17 protein-coding genes and 1 pseudogene are annotated in these 19,331 nt (G+C 74.9%); 10 read left to right on the forward strand and 8 right to left on the reverse strand.

Annotated features, from left to right (window positions below; genetic code table 11):
* Positions 1-14: 14 nt before the first annotated feature.
* The 3 genes from ABT006_RS31295 to ABT006_RS31305 all read left to right on the forward strand — a co-directional run bounded on the left by ABT006_RS31295 (position 15) and on the right by ABT006_RS31305 (position 2,969).
* On the forward strand, positions 15-719 hold the full coding sequence (locus ABT006_RS31295; RefSeq protein WP_350712075.1) for a cytidine deaminase: 705 nt from the start codon (positions 15-17) through the stop codon (positions 717-719).
* A gap of 178 nt (positions 720-897) precedes the next feature.
* On the forward strand, positions 898-2,178 hold the full coding sequence (locus ABT006_RS31300; RefSeq protein WP_350712076.1) for a thymidine phosphorylase: 1,281 nt from the start codon (positions 898-900) through the stop codon (positions 2,176-2,178).
* Between the two features lie 110 nt (positions 2,179-2,288).
* Entirely contained in the window at positions 2,289-2,969 is a 681-nt protein-coding gene (locus tag ABT006_RS31305; RefSeq protein ID WP_350712077.1) for a DUF4272 domain-containing protein, read from the forward strand.
* 42 nt (positions 2,970-3,011) lie between these two features.
* Here ABT006_RS31305 and ABT006_RS31310 read toward each other — a convergent pair whose 3' ends face one another.
* From ABT006_RS31310 to ABT006_RS31330, 5 genes are all read right to left on the reverse strand, one after another.
* Positions 3,012-3,887 (reverse strand): putative RNA methyltransferase, encoded by an 876-nt coding sequence (locus tag ABT006_RS31310; RefSeq protein WP_350712078.1) that lies wholly within the window; start codon positions 3,885-3,887, stop codon positions 3,012-3,014.
* A gap of 1 nt (position 3,888) precedes the next feature.
* Positions 3,889-4,533 carry a LuxR C-terminal-related transcriptional regulator gene (locus ABT006_RS31315; protein WP_350712079.1) on the reverse strand — a complete coding sequence of 215 codons (645 nt, stop codon included), beginning with the start codon at positions 4,531-4,533 and terminating at the stop codon, positions 3,889-3,891.
* Positions 4,521-5,738, reverse strand: a complete 1,218-nt coding sequence (locus ABT006_RS31320) for a sensor histidine kinase (RefSeq protein ID WP_350712080.1) — start codon at positions 5,736-5,738, stop codon at positions 4,521-4,523. The genes ABT006_RS31315 and ABT006_RS31320 overlap by 13 nt, the downstream gene beginning before the upstream one ends.
* Entirely contained in the window at positions 5,735-7,918 is a 2,184-nt protein-coding gene (locus ABT006_RS31325; protein WP_350712081.1) for an MMPL family transporter, read from the reverse strand. The genes ABT006_RS31320 and ABT006_RS31325 overlap by 4 nt, the downstream gene beginning before the upstream one ends.
* Positions 7,919-8,033: 115 nt before the next feature.
* The gene (locus ABT006_RS31330) at positions 8,034-8,507 is read right to left on the reverse strand and encodes a MarR family winged helix-turn-helix transcriptional regulator (RefSeq protein WP_350712082.1); all 474 of its coding nucleotides are present in this window, start codon (positions 8,505-8,507) and stop codon (positions 8,034-8,036) included.
* Between the two features lie 57 nt (positions 8,508-8,564).
* Here ABT006_RS31330 and ABT006_RS31335 point away from each other — a divergent pair, with 57 nt between their 5' ends.
* From ABT006_RS31335 to ABT006_RS31345, 3 genes are all read left to right on the forward strand, one after another.
* Entirely contained in the window at positions 8,565-8,744 is a 180-nt protein-coding gene (locus ABT006_RS31335; protein WP_350712083.1) for a hypothetical protein, read from the forward strand.
* Positions 8,741-9,154 carry a PPOX class F420-dependent oxidoreductase gene (locus ABT006_RS31340; RefSeq protein ID WP_350712084.1) on the forward strand — a complete coding sequence of 138 codons (414 nt, stop codon included), beginning with the start codon at positions 8,741-8,743 and terminating at the stop codon, positions 9,152-9,154. The genes ABT006_RS31335 and ABT006_RS31340 overlap by 4 nt, the downstream gene beginning before the upstream one ends.
* 162 nt (positions 9,155-9,316) lie before the next feature.
* Positions 9,317-10,396 carry an adenosine deaminase gene (locus ABT006_RS31345; protein WP_350712085.1) on the forward strand — a complete coding sequence of 360 codons (1,080 nt, stop codon included), beginning with the start codon at positions 9,317-9,319 and terminating at the stop codon, positions 10,394-10,396.
* 21 nt (positions 10,397-10,417) lie between these two features.
* Here the strand turns inward: ABT006_RS31345 and ABT006_RS31350 are convergent, their stop codons facing one another.
* Positions 10,418-10,756 (reverse strand): hypothetical protein, encoded by a 339-nt coding sequence (locus tag ABT006_RS31350; protein WP_350712086.1) that lies wholly within the window; start codon positions 10,754-10,756, stop codon positions 10,418-10,420.
* Positions 10,757-11,215: 459 nt separating this feature from the next.
* Here ABT006_RS31350 and ABT006_RS31355 point away from each other — a divergent pair, with 459 nt between their 5' ends.
* The 4 genes from ABT006_RS31355 (at position 11,216) to ABT006_RS31370 (ending at position 16,324) form a co-directional block, all read left to right on the forward strand.
* On the forward strand, positions 11,216-14,857 hold the full coding sequence (locus tag ABT006_RS31355) for a nitrate- and nitrite sensing domain-containing protein (RefSeq protein ID WP_350712087.1): 3,642 nt from the start codon (positions 11,216-11,218) through the stop codon (positions 14,855-14,857).
* Positions 14,854-15,258: a roadblock/LC7 domain-containing protein gene (locus tag ABT006_RS31360; protein ID WP_067370442.1), complete on the forward strand. Its 405-nt coding sequence runs from the start codon at positions 14,854-14,856 to the stop codon at positions 15,256-15,258. The genes ABT006_RS31355 and ABT006_RS31360 overlap by 4 nt, the downstream gene beginning before the upstream one ends.
* Before the next feature lie 93 nt (positions 15,259-15,351).
* Positions 15,352-15,729 carry a DUF742 domain-containing protein gene (locus tag ABT006_RS31365; protein WP_030329021.1) on the forward strand — a complete coding sequence of 126 codons (378 nt, stop codon included), beginning with the start codon at positions 15,352-15,354 and terminating at the stop codon, positions 15,727-15,729.
* 1 nt (position 15,730) lies between these two features.
* Positions 15,731-16,324, forward strand: coding sequence for a GTP-binding protein (locus ABT006_RS31370; RefSeq protein ID WP_091260490.1), 594 nt, complete (start codon positions 15,731-15,733; stop codon positions 16,322-16,324).
* Positions 16,325-16,412: 88 nt separating this feature from the next.
* Here the strand turns inward: ABT006_RS31370 and ABT006_RS31375 are convergent, their stop codons facing one another.
* Entirely contained in the window at positions 16,413-17,636 is a 1,224-nt protein-coding gene (locus ABT006_RS31375; protein ID WP_350712088.1) for an ABC transporter substrate-binding protein, read from the reverse strand.
* 129 nt (positions 17,637-17,765) lie between these two features.
* Positions 17,766-19,265: pseudogene (locus tag ABT006_RS31380) on the reverse strand (transposase); the annotation flags it as partial.
* Positions 19,266-19,331 lie beyond the last annotated feature (66 nt).

Below are 19,331 nucleotides of genomic sequence, written 5' to 3' on the forward strand. Positions count from 1 at the left end.
CGGGGGAGCACGACATGGAGATCGACTGGGAGCGGCTGCGGGCCGCCGCCACGGACGTGATGCGGCATGCGTACGTGCCGTACTCGAAGTTCCCCGTCGGGGCAGCCGCCCTGGTCGATGACGGCCGCGTGGTGGTCGGCTGCAACGTGGAGAACGCCGCGTACGGCGTGGTGCTCTGCGCCGAGTGCGGCGTGGTCTCCTCGTTGCACGCCACCGGCGGCGGCCGGATCGTCGCCCTGTCCTGCGTCGACGCCACCGGCGAGCCGCTGATGCCGTGCGGCCGGTGCCGCCAGCTGCTGTGGGAGCAGGGCGGCCCGGAGTGCCTGATCGAGGCCAGGGGCGGCCCGCTGCGGATGGCCGAGCTGCTGCCGCACGCCTTCGACGTGGCAGACCTCGAGGCGGTCACCGGGGAGGCGCCGGTGCCGGTGGTGCCGGAGCGGCTGGCGGCCTGGCGCGGCCGGGGCACGGTCTTCGTTCACCCCGACCTCTCCGCCGGCCAGCAGGTCTGGACGGCCTACTGGGAGCGGTCCGCGGGGGACAGCGAGGGCGCCGAGACCGGCGTGCTCGAGGAGGGCCCGAGCTGGGACGACCCGGCGGAGGCGATCGCCTGGGGGCACGCCCGCACGCCCCGGGTCGTGGTCGTGGACGCCTCGGGCACGATCTTCTGGGCCGGCGAGGGCGAGCCGCCGATGGAGATCCCTGTCCGCTGGGGTGGTTGAGTTCAGAGCCGGCTGGGGCCTGCCGTGCCCGGCTCCGGTTGGTTGAGCTTGGGGATCGGGCCGACCATGACCGGCTCTGGGCGGTCAGGCTTGATCCCTCCGCCGGTCACGGTCGGCCCGATCCGTCGGTGGTCGCGGCCCGTCGGCCGGTTCCGCAACGATTGATAGGAACTCAAAGGTGAGCGCTTTTACGGCGGTTGACGTCATCCGGGTCAAGCGGGACGGGGGTGTGCTCTCCGACGCGCAGATCGACTGGGTGGTGGATGCCTACACCCGGGGGCTGGTCGCCGACGAGCAGATGTCGGCGTTGGCCATGGCGATCCTGCTGCGCGGCATGACCGCGCCGGAGATCGCCCGGTGGACCGCCGCGATGATCGCCAGCGGGGAGCGGCTCGACCTCTCCGCCGTCGACCGGCCGACCGTCGACAAGCACTCCACCGGCGGCGTCGGCGACAAGATCACCCTCCCGCTGACCCCGTTGGTCGCGGCGTGCGGCGCGGCCGTGCCGCAGCTCAGCGGTCGTGGCCTCGGCCACACCGGCGGCACGCTCGACAAGCTGGAGTCCATCCCCGGCTGGCGGGCGGCGCTGCGCAACGACGAGTTCATCGCCCAGCTCCGGGACGTGGGCGCGGTGATCTGCGCGGCCGGCGCGGGGCTCGCCCCGGCCGACCGCAAGCTGTACGCGCTGCGCGACGTGACCGGCACCGTCGAGGCCATCCCGCTGATCGCCAGCTCGATCATGAGCAAGAAGATCGCCGAGGGTACCGGGGCGCTGGTGCTCGACGTGAAGGTCGGCTCCGGCGCGTTCATGAAGTCCGTCGAGCAGGCCCGCGAGCTGGCCCGGACGATGGTGGAGCTGGGCGGCGCGCACGGCGTGCGGACCGTCGCCCTGCTCACCGACATGTCGACCCCGCTCGGCCTGGCCATCGGCAACGCCGTCGAGGTGACCGAGTCCGTCGAGGTGCTGGCCGGGGGCGGCCCCGCCGACGTGGTCGAGCTGACCCTGGCGCTGGCCCGCGAGATGCTCGACGCGGCCGGGCTGCCGGACGCCGACCCGGAGGCCGCGCTGCGCGACGGCCGGGCGATGGACTCCTGGCGCGCGATGATCCGCGCCCAGGGCGGCGACCCGGACGCCCCGATGCCGACCGCGAACGAGGTCGAGGTGGTCCGCGCGGACGCGGACGGCTTCGTCGCCTCGGTCGACGCGTACGCCATGGGGGTGGCCGCCTGGCGGCTCGGCGCCGGACGGGCGCGCAAGGAGGACCCGGTCAGCGTGCCGGCGGGGGTGGTGCTGCACAAGCGGCCCGGCGATCCGGTGCGGGCCGGCGACCCCCTCTACGAGCTGCGCGCGGAGCACGCCGCCCGGATTCCGGCGGCGCGGGACGACGCCGCGCGGGCGGTGCGGATCTCGCCGACCGCGCCCGCCGCGACGCCGTTGGTCATCGAGCGCATCGGCTGAGCGGGGCGGTCGCCGGGGCGGCATGGTGCCGGCCGGCTCGGAGCGCTATCCTCCCTGGCCAGGGGGACAACCGGCGCCGAGTCGTCGCGAGCAGACAGGACATTTCCGCCGTGACCGTACCTGCCCCCGATCCACGGGAGGTGCGTGAGGCGAGCCTGGACGAGTTGTCCCGGCTGCGTCTCCCGCTGCCGCCACCCCAGTTCCCGCTCGTGTGGGAGCCCGGCGACCAGATCGAACTGCGACCCACCGCGGAGATCGAGGCCCGGATCGCCGTGCTGCACCTGATCCTCGCGCGCTGCTTCGGGATGCCGCCGCAGGCCGCGATGAGCTGGCTGCTCGCCTCGCACCTGGTCGAGATGGTCACGCCGCCGGAGTTCCAGTTCGTGACCGGCGGCAAGGGCGACCACCGGTCGTTCGTGCTGCACCACGACGCGCTCTTCGCGCTGGCCTGGGTGCTCGGCCTGACCAAGCAGCTCGACCCGACCCTGCCGGTGGACGAGCGGCTGGTGGAGCGGATGCCGCACATCCCCGGCGGGGAGACCTTCGGCCAGTGGCGTGCCCGGATCCTCGCGGCCCCGCAGCACCCCGCCGACGCGGCCGCGCTGCTCGACCTGCACTACTGCCTGGACTGGGCGTACCTGGAGACGGAGCGGGCCGGCCGCACGCCGCCCGGCCTGGTCGACGCCAACGCCATCGGCCAGCGCCGGTGGGCGCTGGAGTGGGCGGTGGTCCTGCGGGGGCCCTACCACGACGAGCCCCCGGGCTGGGAAGAGGTCGACCTCTCCACCTGACCCGCCGGGTCGGCCGGGGGCCTCACCACCCGATTTGCCGGGTCAGCGCGGGCCCGGCCGCCAGACGGTGAGGTCCACCGCGACGGTCACCCGGACCGGCTCGGGCAGCGCGGCGACCCGGGCGGCGAGCCCGGTCGGGTCGGTGTGCCACGCGCTCGGGCCCATCCCGACCAGCGTCGCGACCTCCAGCCCGGTCAGCGCCAGCTCCCGCCGGTGCCCGGTCGACGCCACCTGCGCGAAGCGCCCGCCCAGGCTCTCGGCGACCCGGTCCGCCTTGGCCGGGTCCACCCGGAGCAGGCCGAGCGCGCCGACCAGCTCGGCGAGGTGCTCCTCGGCCGGCGTCACCACCAGCAGGGACCCGGCCGGGTCGAGGACCCGGTGGAACTCCGCGCCGTTGCGCGGGGCGAAGACGTTCAGCAGCACGGCGGTGCCGGCGTCGGCCAGCGGCAGCCGCTGCCAGGTGTCGGCCAGCGCCGCCGCCGCGCGGGGATGCGCCCGCGCCGCCCGGCGCAGTGCCGGCTTCGACACGTCCAGGGCCAGGCCCGCCGCGTCCGGCAGCGCCGCCAGCACCGCCGCGAGGTGCCGGCCGGTCCCCGCACCGGCGTCCACCACCAGGGGGTACGCCCCGGGCCGCGCCGCGCGGACCCGGTCCGCGGCCTCCGTCGCGGCGGTGGCGAGCGCGGTCGAGATCAGGTCGTAGTGGCCGGCGGCCAGGAAGTCGGCGCGGGCGGCCACCATCTCGGCGGTGTCCCCGGCGTGCGGGGCGCGGCCGGCGAGCAGGTTGACGTAGCCCTGCCGGGCGACGTCGAAGCTGTGCCGGCGCGGGCAGCGCAGCGCGGTGGCGGTGCCGGCGGCGGCCTCCGCCAGCGGCTCGGCGCAGACCGGGCAGCGGAGCCGGTCGACGATGCGGGTGTCCACGTCAGGCGTCCAGGTACGTCAGCACCGCGCGTACCCGCCGGTGGTCGTCGTCGCAGTCGCGCAGGTCGAGCTTCGTGAAGATCGAGTTGATGTGTTTGCTGACCGCCTTCTCGGTGACCACCAGGCGCTGCGCGATCGCGCCGTTGGAGCGTCCCTCGGCCATCAGCGCCAGCACCTCGTGCTCGCGCGGGGTGAGCCGGCCCAGCGGCGCGGCGTGGGCCGGCCGGGCGAGCAGCTGCGAGACCACCTCGGGGTCCATCGCCATGCCGCCCCCGGCCACCCGGTGCACCGCGGCGACGAACTGCGCCACGTCGGCCACCCGGTCCTTGAGCAGGTAGCCCACCGCGCCCGCGCCGTCGGAGAGCAGCTCCCGGGCGTAGAGCTGCTCGACGTACTGGGAGAGGACCAGCACCGGCAGGCCGGGCACCCGGGCGCGGGCGGCCAGCGCCGCCCGCAGCCCCTCGTCGGTGTGCCCGGGCGGCAGCCGGACGTCCACCACGGCTACGTCGGGGCGGTGCTCCAGCAGGGCGGCGAGCAGGTCGTCGCCGGTCTCCACGGCGGCCACCACCTCGTCGCCGTACGCGGTGAAGAGCCGGATCAGCCCGTCGCGCAGCAGCACCAGGTCCTCGGCGATCACGATGCGCACGGCAGCTCCACGTAGACCACGGTAGGCCCACCGTCCGGGGAGCTGATCCGCACCCGGCCGTCGAAGACCGCGAGCCGCCGCCGGATGCCGGCCAGACCCGTGCCCCGCGCCGGGTCGGCGCCGCCCCGACCGTCGTCGGAGACGGTCAGCCGGACCGTGCCGTCGACCCGGCGCAGCCGCACCGCCACCCGGGCCGCGCCGCTGTGCCGGGCGGCGTTGGTGATCAGCTCGGCGACGGTGAAGTAGAGCGCCGACTCCAGCGGGGGCGCCAGTCGCTCGGGCAGGTCGACGTCCAGGTCGACCGGGAGGGCCGCGCCGAGGGCGAGGGCGGCGACGCCGCCGGCGAGCCCCCGGTCCGCCAGCACCGGCGGGTGGATGCCGCGTACGACGTCGCGCAGCTCGGACAGGGCGGTGCCGGCGGCGGAGCGGGCCTCGGTGACCAGCCCCCGGGCCGCCTCCGGGTCCCGGGCCAGCAGTTCCTCGGCGAGGCCGAGGTTCATCGCCATCGCGACCAGCCGCGCCTGCGCGCCGTCGTGCAGGTCGCGCTCGATCCGGCGCAGCTCGGCCGCCTGGGCGTCGACGGTCTGGGCGCGGGTGTCGGCCAGCTCCTCCACCCGCTCGGCGAGGGCCGCCCGGGCGGTCGGCGCGAGCAGTGCCCGGGTCAGCCGGTGCTCCAGGTGGAGCAGCCCCCGGGGCAGCCAGTACGCCCCGACCCCCACCAGTAGCGCGAGCACCACGGCCAGCGCGGCGTTGCGCAGCGAGTCGATCGGCAGGCCGAGGAAGTTGTCGATCGCGCCGGGCGCCACCGTGTGGATCAGCGGCAGGGCGAGGCCCTGCGCGACGCCGAGCCAGAGCCCCACGGCCAGCACCACGGCGACCGGGGCGAGACAGAAGTGGGCGAACAGGAACGCCAGGTCCCGATAGGTGGCCGGATCCCCGGCCGCCGTCCGCAACCGGGCCGCCAGCCCGCCGGTCACCGGCCGGTACGGGGACCGGACCGGTGGGCCCGGCACCCGGCGGCGCTGCCGGTCCAGCAGCGTCCGGGTGCCGGCGAGGGTGCGGTCGAGCAGGGGCAGGCCGACACCGAGCAGGCTGAGCCCGGCGGTGAGGAGCGTGGCCAGCGCGAGCCCGATGCCCGCCCCGGCCAGCCCCGCCCCGACAGCCAACTGGTGCAGGTCCCGCCATGCCCGCCGCACCCCACTCATCGGGCCATTGTCCCAGCCGGCGCGGCGTCCCCCGCCGGCGCGGGGACCGGCTCGGCCTCCGGCGCGACGCCCGGCAGGGGAGCGGGGCCGGGCCGGGGCCGGGTACGGGCCGGCCAGAAGGCGGCCCGACCGGTGAGCGCGGCCAGCGCCGGCACCAGGAGCCAGGAGAGCCCGAACGTCGAGATCAGCACGCCGACCGCGACGGCGAGCCCGATCTGGGCCAGCATCGGCGACACCACGAGCACCCCGAAGCTGCCGGCCAGGATGACCCCGGCGGCGGCGACCGCCGGGCCGGCCCGGCGTACCGCCTCCGCGGCGGCCTGACGGGCCGGCCGTCCCGCGCGCAGTTCCTCCCGGAACCGGGCGATCATCAGGATGTTGTAGTCGGTCCCGATCGCGGTGACGAAGAGGAACACGACCAGCGGCAGTTGGAAGTTGAGCCCCGACTGGCCGCCGATGACCTGGAACACCAGCACGCTGGTGCCGAGGGTGGCGGCGAACCCGAGCGCGACCGCCGCGAGCAGGCCCAGCGAGGCGAGCAGGCCGCGCAGCATCAGCAGCAGGAGCAGCCCGATCAGCCCGGCGGCCACCGGGAAGATCAGCCGGAGGTCCTCGTCGAGCACGGTCCGGATGTCGGCGAAGGTGGCGGTCTCCCCACCGACGTACGCCCGGGTGCCGGGCGGTGCGGCGGCGTGCGCGGCCGGGCGTAGCTGGTTCTCCACCGCGTCCATCGCCCGCTGCGAGTACGGGGGCTCGGTGAGCAGCAGCCGCACCCGGGCCACGTCCCCCTCGATCTCGACCCCGCCCGGGGCCGCCACGATCGGCACCTCGGCGAGGCGCGCGGCGAACCGTTCGGCGGTGGCCGCGTCCACCCCGGCGCCGGTGAGGTACACGACCGTCGGGGAGAGCGTCCCGGCGGGCAGGCCCGAGTGGAGCCACTCCAGCGCCCGGGCCGACTCGGAGCCGGGTGGCAGCGTGTCGAGTTCGTAGCTGGGCCGGACCTGCAGCGCGCCGAGACCGAGCAGCAGGAGGGCGGCCACCGTGGCCAGCGCGACCCGGGCCGGCCGGCGGGCGACCAGACGGGCGGTCCGGGCCGACCGCCCGGTCGCCTCGTCGCCGCCGTGGCCCGGCGTCGACCCGGCACCCGGCGCGACCAGCTTCGCCGGCCACCAGGCCCGGCGGCCGAGCAGTGAGTAGACCGCGGGGAACAGGGTCAGCGCGGCGGCCACCATGAGCAGGACGGCGACGGCCAGCGCCGGGCCGAGCACCTGGAAGGACGCGAGCCGGGAGAGCACTAGCGCGCCGAACGCCACCGCCACGACCAGCGCGGACACGGTGACCACCCCGCCGATCCGGCTGGCCGCGTGGACCATCGCGGTACGGCGGTCGTCGCCGGCCCGGAGACGTTCCCGGTAGCGGAAGAGCAGGAAGACGGCGTAGTCGGTGCCGATGCCGAGCAGCACGACCGGAAGCAGGCCCGTGGTGGAGGCGTCCAGGGCGTATCCGAAGACCTTCCCGCCCAGGGCGAGCAGCCCGGTGGCGGCCTGCGCGACCAGCAGCACGAGGAACAGGTTGAGCAGCGCGATCGCCGGGCTGCGGAAGACGACCAGCAGCAGGACCAGGATCACCAGCAGCATGGCGCCGTGGACGATCAGGTCGAGCAGGAAGCTGTCGGCCGCGCCGGCGGCCTGCCCGGTCCAGCCACCGACCAGGCCGGTTCCCGCCAGCGCGTCGTCGGTGGCCGCCCGCAGCCGCTTGACCGTCTGGACGGTCGTCTCCGCGTGCGCGGCGTCGGGCAGGCGTGCCTCGGCCAGGCGTAGCCGCCCGTCCGGGGCGGTCGCGCCGGCGGTCACCCCGGTGACGCCGACGACCCGCAGTTGCTGCGGCAGCCGGTCGATCCGGGCGCTGTCGTCGGCGGTCAGCGCCGCCCCGTCGGCCCGTCGGACGACCAGCACCGCGCTGCTGCCCGGTGGTTCGGGGAAGATCCGGGATCCGATCGCGGCGGCCCGCGCGGACTCGTACCGGTCGGGCAGGAACTCGGCCTGGCTGTCGGCGGGCCGAGGCCCCTCCGGCCCGTAGACGGCGAAGGTGGCGGCGGTCAGCGCGGCGATGGCGAGCAGCCAGCCGGCGATCACCCGCCCCGGACGCCGGACCACCGCCGTGGCCAATGTCGTGAACACGTGCAACTCTCCCCGTCTCGGCTTCTGGTGACGCCAGTGACGCTAGGCAGCCGGACGGGTCACTTCGATGGTGCGCGCACGCCGGTCGGATGGTGGTGCCTGCACCACCATCGGTTCACCGTCGGGCCCGGTCCATCCCGGTCAGGTGGTCGACCACGCGGTGGGTCAGCGCGTCCAGCGCGTCGACCTCGTCGGGGGTCAGCAGGTCGATGAGGTGCCGGCGGACGGCCGCCACGTGGCCCGGGGCGGCGGCCTCGATCGCGCGCCGGCCCTCGGGGGTGAGCGCGACGACCGCGCCCCGGCCGTCCGTCGTGCACTCCTCGCGGGTGACCAGGCCGCGCTGCTGCATGCGGGTGAGGTGGTGGGAGAGCCGGCTGCGGGACCAGAGCATCCGGTCGGCCAGCTCGCTGAGCCGCAGCCGCTGGTCGGGGGTCTCCGAGAGGTCGGACAGGACGTCGTAGTCCGGCTCGGACAGGCCCGCGTCCCGCGCGAGCTCGCGGGCCAGCTCCAGGTCGAGCAGGCGGCGCATCCGCCGGTAGCCCCGCCAGGCGCGCTGCTCCCGGTCGTCGAGCCAGCGTGGTTGCTCCATGCCGTCATCGTAGCCATCTGGTTGACATGTCATCAACCCGATCCTAGGGTGCGTGACATGTCAACCAAATTGCCCGGCCGGCTGGTCCGGCTGCTGACCGGCCTCGTGCTGTTCGGCCGTCTGAACGTCATCGTCGCCAGCCCTCGATCCGGCCGGGTGGGCCGCCGGCCAAGCGACTGGTTCACCAAGGTCGCCCGGCTCACCGCCGCCCTCGCTCCGCTGCGGGTGTCGGCGTGACCGCCCGCCTGTGGGAGCTGTTCGGCGAACGCGGCCGGGGCGTGCTGGTCACCCTGCGCCGGGACGGCCGACCGCAGCTCTCCAACGTCGACTACCTGGCCGAGCCCGGCCTGATCCGGTGCTCCACCACCGCCGGCCGGGCCAAGGTGCGCAACCTGCGCCGCGACCCCCGGGTCAGCTTCCACGTCACCACGGTCGACGGCGGGGCGTACGCCGTAGCGGAGGGGAGGGCCGCGCTCACCCCGCCGGCGGCGGCGCCCGACGACGCCACCGTCGAGGAGCTGGTCGAGGTCTACCGGCGGATCCGCGGCGAGCACCCCGACTGGGCCGACTACCGGGCGGCGATGGTCGCCGACGGCCGGCTGATGCTCCGGCTCACCGTCGACCGGCTCTACGGCTGGCGCCCCTGACCGACGCGACGTCGCCCCGGTCGGGCCGGCGTGGCACGGGCGGCCTCCCGGGGCGCGTGACCCCGGCCCCCGCCGGTCCCCGGCGCGGTCCGGGGCCTCTCGGCCCGGCTCTGCGAGTACGGCAGCGTGGGCCGGGAGGGCGGGGCCGACTAGGGTCTGGGCATGGTCGCGACAATCCGTTACGAGGACATCGTCAAGGTCCCGAAGGCGCTGCTGCACGATCACCTCGACGGCGGCCTGCGGCCGGCGACAATCGTCGAGCTGGCCGCCGAGGCAGGCCACGAGCTGCCCACCACCGACCCCGAGGCGCTCGGCCGGTGGTTCGTCGAGGCGGCCAACTCCGGCTCCCTGGAGCGCTACCTGGAGACGTTCGCGCACACCGTCGCCGTCATGCAGACCGCGCCGGCGCTGCGCCGGGTGGCCCGGGAGTGCGCGCAGGACCTGGCCGCCGACGGGGTGGTCTACGCCGAGGTGCGGTTCGCCCCCGAGCAGCACCTGGAACGGGACCTGACCCTGGACGAGGTGGTGGAGGCGGTGCTGGCCGGCTTCGTCGAGGGCAGCGCGCTGGCCGCCGAGGCGGGCACCCCCATCCGGGTCGGCACCCTGCTCACCGCCATGCGGCACGCCGCCCGGTCGCAGGAGATCGCCGAGTTGGCCGTCCGGCACCGGGACACCGGGGTGGTCGGCTTCGACATCGCCGGCGCCGAGGCCGGCTTCCCGCCCACCCGGCACCTGGACGCCTTCGAGTACCTCCAGCGGGAGAACTTCCACTTCACCATCCACGCCGGCGAGGCGTTCGGCCTGCCGTCGATCTGGCAGGCGATCCAGTGGTGCGGGGCGGACCGGCTCGGCCACGGGGTGCGGATCGTGGACGACATCACCCCCGGCCCGGAGCCGGTGCTCGGCCGGCTGGCCGCGTACGTGCGGGACAAGCGGATCCCGCTGGAGCTGTGCCCGTCGTCGAACGTGCAGACCGGCGCCGCCGCCTCGATCGCCGACCACCCGATCGGGCTGCTGCGGGACCTGCGCTTCCGGGTGACGGTGAACACCGACAACCGGCTGATGAGCGGCACCTCGATGTCGCGGGAGATGGCCCTGCTGGCGGACGCCTTCGGCTACGGCTGGAAGGAACTCCAGTGGTTCACCATCAACGCGATGAAGAGCGCCTTCATCCCGTTCGACGAGCGGCTGAAGATCATCGACGAGGTGATCAAGCCGGCGTACGCCAAGCTGCTGGGCTGAGCGCGGGCCGCGCGGCCGGCGTCAGGGGCGGTGCGGGTGGCCGGCGAGCAGTCCGGCCACCCGGCGCAACACCTCGCCCGCCCGGGCGGCCTCCGCGCCGAGGCCGGTCTGCCGGCGCAGCACGGCCGGCTCGCTGCGCAGCAGCGTCAGCCCCCGGCGCACCAGCACCCGGGGTGCCTTGCGCTGTTCGGCGAGGTCGCGGGCCAGCCGGCGCACGAAGGTCGCGCCGCGCGGCCGGCGCAGGGCGTACGCCCCGGCGAGCAGCCCCCGCCGGCGGCACTCCTCGACGATGTCGGCAGCGAAAATCCCTTCGGCAACGAAGAGTGGCGAACCAGCTATGTCGAATGGCCGGGTGGACACGCGGCGGTCCTCACCGATCGCATAAACCGGCACATCGGCCTTGCCCTCCCTGGCCAGTCGGGCAATCGTTTCCACGGCGGCTTCGGCGTCCCAGGACCGGGGTGACTCCCAGTCGACCAGGCCGTCGCGTCGCGGCAACGTAGGGTCGTCGCCGTCCTTGTAGAAGTCGTCCAGGCATAGCACCGGGAGGCCAGTTCGCTGCGCTATGTACGACTTTCCTGAGCCGGAAGGGCCGGCGAGCAGGACAACGCGGTGGGGGTGATCCATTACCTTCAGTGACTCCGGCCAGACGGACTGCGATCAAATTGCATCAACATCTCATCACACCTCGAGTGACGGCCAACCTGGGCTTTCTCTTTGAGGGGTAGCGTGATGGAATCTCGGATGGTCCGACCCGCCGGGTCGGCCGCTGGGCGTTGCCCGAGGGCGACGCGGACGCATAATCGCGAGGGCGGTGACGTGAGCAAACGGCCAAAGACGGCGGGCTCCTTCCTGTCGCGGCTGCGCCGGCCGGCCGGTCGGCTCCGCGACATGCCGATCTGGTCCAAGCTCGGTCTCATCATGATCGTGCCGACCATCGCCACGGTCGTCGTGGGCACCAGCGGTCTGGTGGACCACCTGGAGACCCTCAACAATGCCAACCGCGCGGGTGACCTGGCCAATCTCGTCGGCTACTCGGGTGACCTGGTCGACACGCTCCAGGACGAACGGACCAACGCGCTGCGCCTGCTGGGCGTGCCGAAGGGGCAGGACGCGGCCCGCTTCAAGCAGGCGTACGAGGAGGCCAACGGCCGGGTCGACAAGGCATGGGGGCCGTACTCCCAGCAGCGGGGCAAGGTCGAGGACCTCCCGGCCAACCTCGAGACCCTGCTCCGCGAGATCGACCAGACCCTGACCGACCTTTCCGGCACCCGCAGTCAGGTCTTCAACGGCAAGCTCGGGCTCGTCCCGGCGATGCAGGCGTACGACGGCCTGATCGACAACCTGCTGAGCGTCCGCGACTCGGCCACCCAGCTCGCCGGCGACAACGAGCTGAGCGACCAGATGCGCGCCGCGACCGCCACCGCCCGGAACAAGGAGTTCCTGTCCCGCCGCCGGGACGTGGTGCACCGCGCGTTCATCCAGCAGCGGCTCACGCCGAACCTGCGCAACGAGTACATCGCCGCCAGCACCGGCTCCAGCCAGTGGCTGCAGAGCTTCCGGGTGGTGGCCTCCCAGTCCGAGCAGGAGTACTACGCGCAGGTGGTCGCCGGCCCCGACCTGCGCGAGGCGAACACCTACAACAGCTGGCTCAACGGCATCACCACCGCCGACACCCTGACCGGCGCGCCGTTCGACGCGGACGAGTGGGACGCGGCCATGGTGGCCAACGCCAAGCTCATCCGCACGGTCGAGTCGAAGATCGACGGCGACGTCGTCGCGGTCGCCGACGACCTGCGCTCGGACGTGCAGCGCCAGGTGTTCCTGGAGACCGGCCTGCTGCTCAGCATGCTGCTGCTGGCCATCCTCTTCGCCTACCTGGTCGCCCGCTCGATGGCCCGCTCGCTGCGCGACCTGCGGCAGGGCGCCCTCTCGATCGCCCAGTACGGCCTGCCCCAGGCGGTGGCCCGGCTGCGTGATCCCCAGGTCACCGGCCAGCTCTCCCCGGTGCAGCTCGCCAACCAGATCGCCGAGCCGCTGCCGGTGCGCAGCAAGGACGAGTTCGGCCAGGTGACGGAGGCGTTCAACGCGGTGCACCTGGAGGCGGTCCGTACCGCCGCCGAGCAGGCCGCGCTGCGCGCGTCCGTCGCCACGATGTTCGTCAACCTGGCCCGCCGGTCGCAGATCCTGGTCGACCGTTTGATCGGTCACCTGGACCGGCTGGAGCGCGGCGAGGAGGACCCGGACCGGCTGGCCGAGCTGTTCCAGCTCGACCACCTGGCCACCCGGATGCGCCGCAACGACGAGAACCTGCTGGTGCTCGCCGGCGCCGACTCCACCCGCGTGCAGCGCGAGCCGGCCGCGCTGATCGACGTGCTCCGGGCCGCCCAGTCCGAGGTCGAGCACTACACCCGGATCGAGTTCGGGGTGATCGACCGGGACATCGAGGTCGCCGCGCACGCCGTCAACGACATGGTGCACCTGGTCGCCGAGCTGTTCGACAACGCCACCGCGTTCTCGCCGCCGGACTCGCACGTCATGGTCGAGGCCCGCCGGGTCGGCGACCGCGCGTCGCTCTACGTCGAGGACCGGGGCATCGGCATCAGCCCCGAGCAGCTCAACGAGCTCAACGAGCGTCTCGCCACGCCGCCGCAGGTGGACGTGGCGGTCTCGCGGATGATGGGCCTGGTCGTGGTCGCCCGGCTGGCGTCCCGCCACGGCGTCAAGGTCGAGCTGCGTCCCGGCACCGACCGGGGCACCGTCGCCGAGGTGGTCATGCCCACGTCGGTGCTCGTGCCCCGGGCCCTCTCCGGCCGCGTGCAGTCGTCGCCCGCCCTGCCCGCCTCCGGCGCCCCGTCCTCCGGCCCGGCGTTCGGCGGGCCGTCCTCCGGCCCCGCCCCGGCGTTCGGCGGGCCGTCGTCCGGCCCCGCCCCGGCGTTCGGCGCGCTGCCGGCGCTCGGCAGCCGCCCGGCCAACCCGACGCCGACCCAGCGCCCCGGCGAGTCCGGCAACCAGGTCACCCTGGGCGGCCGGCCGTTCGACCCGGCGCCGCGCAACGGGGCCGGCACGTCGGCCTCGACGGGTGGGACGCGGTCCATGCCGGCCTGGTCCGACCTGACCGGCGCCAGCGGCACCACCAACGGCGAGGCATTCCGGCCGCGCACCTCCAACGGCCAGCCGATCGATCCGCTGCCGCAGCGGCGGTCCAGCGACGACCCGGACGCGACCGGCCAGCAGTCCGCCGTCCCGCGGCAGCTGCCCAGCAGCCCCGAGGCCCGGCCCTACTCGGCTCCGCCGGTCCCGCCGATCTCCGCGCCGCCGGTGCCCTACGCGGGCCCGCCGGTGTCGACCCCGCCGATTCCCTACTCCGCGCCCCCGGTGTCCAGCCCGCCGGTCTCCGGCATGCCGGTCTCGGCGTCGCCGGTCTCCGGCCACCCGGTCTCGGCGTCGCCCGTCTCCGGCCACCCGGTCTCGGCCGCGCCGTTCTCCGGCCCGCCGGTCTCGGCGCCGCCGAGCGGCCCGCTGCCGCAGCGCCCGGTTCCCGGCGCGCAGGGCCCGGCCACGCCGGCACCGCCGGCCTGGCCGCCGGTCGCCGGGGCGGAGCGTGACGCCGTGACCCCGCCGGTGCCCGAGCGCCTCGCCGCCGCGCTGGACATGACCACCGAGCTGCCGCGGCTGCCCCGCCCCGGCGCGGAGCACCCGACCGCCCAGGCCCAGGCCCAGGCCCAGGCCCAGGCTCCGGAGCCGGTCGCCGCGCCGGCCCGGCCGACCGCCCCGCAGCAGGCCCAGAACCGGCAGCGGTACGCGGACGAGACGATGGAGCTGCCGATCTTCCGGGAGCTCGAGTCGGCCTGGTTCCGGACCCGTCGGCCGGGCCCGGAGGAGGCGGCAGCGCCCGCCGCGAAGACGGCGGCCAACGGCGCCGCGACCCAGCAGTTCGCCCGGGTCGACGCCGGCGGTCCGGGCCCGCAGCAGACACCACTCGGGACAGGTAACGCACCGATGGCAGAGAAGCCGACGGCCGGAGGAGCGCCGCGCGAGAACGGATCGACGGTCAACGGGGCTGCCCGCCCCGGCGTCGCCGACAGTTTCGGTCATCGCCGGCCCTCGCAGCAGCAGGGCAGCGGCTGGCAGACCGCCGCCGACGACGGGTGGCGCGCGGCTTCGGCGGCGACCGAGGTGCCGGTGGCGGCGACCACCTCGACGGGGCTGCCCAAGCGCACCCCCATGGCACAGTTGGTGCCGGGCGCGGTGGAGAAGCCCACCACCTCCGTGCAGCGGCGCACGCCGGAGGGTGTCCGTGGCCTGCTCTCGGCATACCACCGGGGCGTGCAGCGGGGGCGTACGCACCCATCGGACAGCAACCCGACCAACCCGGAGGCGACTCCGGGAGGGCAGCAATCCTCGCAGTCTGGCTCAGGCCCGGTGGCCGGGAGCAGGCAGAAGGAGCAAGAAGGATGACAACTACGCAGGATCTCGGTTGGCTGCTGGCCAACTTCGCGGACCGGGTGCCCGGCGTCGCGCACGCGGTCGCCGTCTCCGCGGACGGCCTGCTCCTCGCGTCGTCTCGGGATCTCCCGCGTGACCGGGCCGACCAGTTGGCCGCGATCGCGTCCGGCCTGGTCAGCCTCACCCAGGGCGCGGCCCGCTGCTTCGAGGGAGGCGCGGTGCTGCAGACGGTGGTCGAGATGGACAACGGCTTCCTGTTCCTGATGTCCATCTCGGACGGCTCGTCGTTCGCGGTGCTCGCCGCCCGCAGCTGCGACGTCGGGCAGGTCGGCTACGAGATGGCCCTGCTGGTCGACCGGGTGGGCGACGCGTTGACCCCGCAGCCGCGTGCGGCCGCGGGCATGCTGGGCTGACGAACTGCTGACCGGTGAGGTCGGCGGGGCGACAACGACAACGACGGGCTCCATCCGGAGCCGGTGCCGGGTGCGAAGGAGGTGAGCGGCGACATGGCCGATCGTGACGAACCGACCGGGGCGTTGGTCCGTCCATACGCCGTGACCCGCGGTCGTACCCGCCCCCGTCTCGACATCGCGCTGGAGGCGCTCGTCGAGACGACGGTGCGCGGCCGGGCCGCTGCCAATGGCAACGGCGGCCAGGGCCGCGAGCACCAGTACATCGCCGCGCTGTGTGACGGACGTGTGCAGTCGCTCGCCGAGATCGCGGCGCGGATGCAGCTCCCGCTCGGTGTGGCCCGGGTGCTCATCGCCGACATGGCGACGGACGGCCTGGTCGCGGTCCACGAGCCGACCATTCTGGACGACTCGGACGACGCGGTGGGCACTGAACTGCTGGAGAGGGTGCTGAGTGGACTTCGCAGGCTCTGACATGTCGCACCGGCCGCCGGCCCCGAGCGGGCGCGTGACGTCGGCGAAGATCGTTATCGCCGGTGGATTCGGCGTCGGCAAGACGACGCTGGTCGGCTCGGTCTCGGAGATCACGCCGCTGACGACCGAGGCGATCATGACCTCCGCCGGCGTGGGCGTCGACGACACCCGGCAGGTGCCGGGCAAGACGACGACCACGGTGGCGATGGACTTCGGTCGTATCTCGATCGACCGCGATCTGATCCTGTACCTGTTCGGTACGCCGGGTCAGACCCGGTTCTGGTTCATGTGGGACGAGCTGGTGCGCGGCGCGATCGGCGCGGTCGTGCTGGTGGACACCCGCCGGCTGGCCGACTGCTTCGCGGCGATCGACTTCTTCGAGCACCGGCGGCTGCCGTACCTGGTGGCCATCAACTGCTTCGACGGGATGCAGTACCACGACCCGCAGGACGTCCGGGACGCGCTCGCGATCTCGAGCGACGTGCCGGTGGTGGCCTGTGACGCCCGGAACCGGGAGTCGACGAAGCACGTGCTGATCTCGCTGGTCGAGTACGTGCTCACCATGCGGCGCTCGCGCGCCGTCGCCCCGGCCTGATCGCTTCGACGAGCGCCCGGCGGCGGCTTCGGCCGTCACCGGGCGCTCGTCGCTGCCCGCGTCCGGGTCAGGCCGGCGTGGGCGGACGTCAGGACACCCGGGTCCAGGCGCCCGAGCTGACGGTGTAGAGGCCCAGTGACCCCTGGTCCATGCCGCCGTGCCGGATGGGGGTGAAGGAGTACATCCCCACCATCCCCTCGGTGACCTGGTTCTGCAGGAACGCCCGCAGCCGTCCACGGTCGACGCTGGTGGAGAGCCGGGCCGCGTCGGCGATCAGCTGCACGGCGTCGGACGCGTACGGGGCGAAGCCGCTGAACCCGCCGTGCAGCTGCACGTAGCGGTAGACGAAGTCCTTGCGTTGCAGCGCCGACATGGTGGTGTTGGCGAGCATGGCCCCGCCCAGCGAGACCGGGTGGACCGCGTACGCACCCTCCATCAGGGAGGCGTTGGCGCCCTCCAGGGTCTCCTCGGCGACCGCGCCCGCGTCGAGGAACACCGGCCCGTCGTAACCGGCCCGGCGCAGCGCCCCGACGGCGGCGGCGGAGTCCGGGGCGGTCGCCCAGACCACCACGCCGTCCGGGCGGGCGGCGGCCGTCGAGCGGGCGGCGCGACGGAAGTCCTCGCCGGTGCGGGGCAGCCGGATGCTGGCCGCCGGCTCCATCCCGGCCGTCCGCAGGGCCCCCGTCATGGCCCGTACGCCCGAGTCGCCGTGCAGCCCGTGCGCGGCCAGCACCGCCACCCGGCGCAGCCGCTGCGAGGCGACCAGCCGGGCCAGCCGCCGGGCCATGTCACCGGCGTCCGGGGTGAGCTTGTAGACGTACGTCCGCTGCGGCAGCGGCAGCACGATGCCGTCGCCGAAGCCGAGCGAGAGGAACGGCACCCGCTGCTGCTGCGCCACCTCGGCGAGGGCGATCGAGGTCTCGGCCATGGTGCCGCCGAGCAGGGCGTGCACGCCGGTGTCGCGGGCCAGCTCGGTGGCCTGCCGGGCCGCCAGCCGGGGATCGCCGGCGTTGTCCCGCACCTCCAGTCGTACGGTGCGGCGCAGGTTGCCGACCGGCACGCCCTTGTCGTTGAGCGCCTCGGCGGTGATGTCCAACGCCCGCTGCTGGAGTACGCCAAGTGCCGCACCGGGCCCGGTCAGCTCCAGGCTGGCCCCGATCAGCAGCTCGTGACCGCCCGGCGCGGCCGTCCTGACGGGATCCCTCTCGCCCGCATCGCCGCGCCCGCAGGCGCTGAGCAGCAGGCTGCCCGCCGTCGCGGCCAGCAGGCCGCGACGGGTGAGCACGGAGGGGTTGGTTGCCGATGTCGCCACGAGTCGCCTTCCCACCCCGGCGACCCCTGCCGCCGGCTGTTCCGCCGGGTATGCTCCCGGCCGCCGCGACCCGGCGTCAAATTATCCGGGTGTGGGCAGGAACACGCAGGTGGAAGGCGGTTTGTCCACTCAGGAGCGGTAGCCGGCGGAACGGTACTCGTATTCCCGGTCGTCGTCGCGGTCGCCGGTGTCGCGGCTGAAGTCCCAGCCCCCGGCGGCCTCCCGGCCGGGTCGGCCGCCGACCGCGAACCCGCCGATCTCCTGCCCGCGGCGCCAGCCGCGGAAGTAGCCGGTGGTGTTCTCGGCGAGGCTCGCCGCGTCCCGGACGATCCGCAGCGGACGCTCGTCCCGCAACGGGGACCCGGGGACGAGGTTGGCCTGCGGGACCCGCCTGGGCAGCCCGGCCGCTGTCTCCGCGCCGACCGCCGGGCGGGCGGCCTGCTCGGCCGCCTGCCAGCCGGTGTCGGCCGTGGTGGACCAGTCCAGGTCGGACTCCTCGGCGTGCCCGACGAACCAGGCGGACTTCGCCTGGGCGAAGATCAGCAGGTCGCCGTCGCCCTCGTCGGAGACCGGCGGGGGCCGCCGCTCCACGGGTGGCGCCGGTCGATGCTCGGCCACCGGGCGCTCGGCGCGGGCGGCCGGGCGGCCGTTGCGTCCGGGCTCCTCGCGGTCGACCAGCCGCAGCGGCGGCGTCTCCGGCTCCGCGGCCTGGCCCGGCCCGCCACGCAGCGCGCGGTCGGCCAGCGGCGGCGGCTCGACCAGGCGCAGCATCGGCGGTTCCTGGGGCAGGTCGTCGGCGAGCCAGGGCGGGGTGACCCGACGCTCGGCGCCCGGGTCGGTCGGCGCGTCGATGCCGCTTCCGCCCCGGTCGCGGTAGGGGCCGGCGACCGGGCTCTTGGCCGGGCTGTCGGACGGGTCCTCCGGGTTGTTGACCAGTGGCCAGTTGGCCCGGGACCCGGGGGGAGCGGACTCCTGGTCGGGCCGCGGCGTGGGCACGGGCACGCTGTGGTCGGTGGCGCTGAAGCCGCCCGTGGGCGCGGGGGGCTCGCCGGTGGTCTTGGGCCGGGGCGGGATCACTGTGCGCTGCCGCTCGGCGCGGGCGCTCTGGATCGCCGCGGTGGTCAGCGTGGGCCGGAACGGCTCCCCGGCCTCGGCCGGGGGCACGGTGCCGCGCTGTGCCGGGGCGATCGGGGTGATGCCGGGCGGCGGGGGCGGCGGCGCGGAGACCGGGCGGTTGGTCGGGCCGTCGATCCGGCTCGGCGCCGAGGCCGGCCGCGAGGGCGGCGCGGAGACGGGCGGACCGGCCACCGCGGCCGGGGTCACCGGCGCCGGGGCGACCGGCGGCGGCGCGACGGGCGCCGGGGCGACCGGCGGCGGGCCGAGTGGCCGTGGCGCCGGGGGCGGCGTCGCGCCGGAAACGGGTTCCGGCCGGCTCCGGCGACCGCCGGACGGGGCCGGCTCGGGCTCTGTCACCCGGACGGGACGCGGGCCCGCTCCGGTGGGGGCGAGGCCGGGCAGGTCGCCGACCGGCTCGCCGCGTCGGGCCGCGGCCCGCCGGCCGGGGGGCGCCCCGGCGGGCGGGGCCCGGCGGGGGGTGGGGGCGCCGCCCGGGCACCCCACCGGGGCGGCCAACGAGGGTGTAGCTCTACCAAAAATTTTTACCAAGTGGCGGGCGCCGGGCTCCGCCCCAAAAAA

The organism is Micromonospora sp. NPDC002717, assembly GCF_040295705.1.
In the GTDB taxonomy this organism is placed as follows: Bacteria; Actinomycetota; Actinomycetes; order Mycobacteriales; family Micromonosporaceae; genus Micromonospora.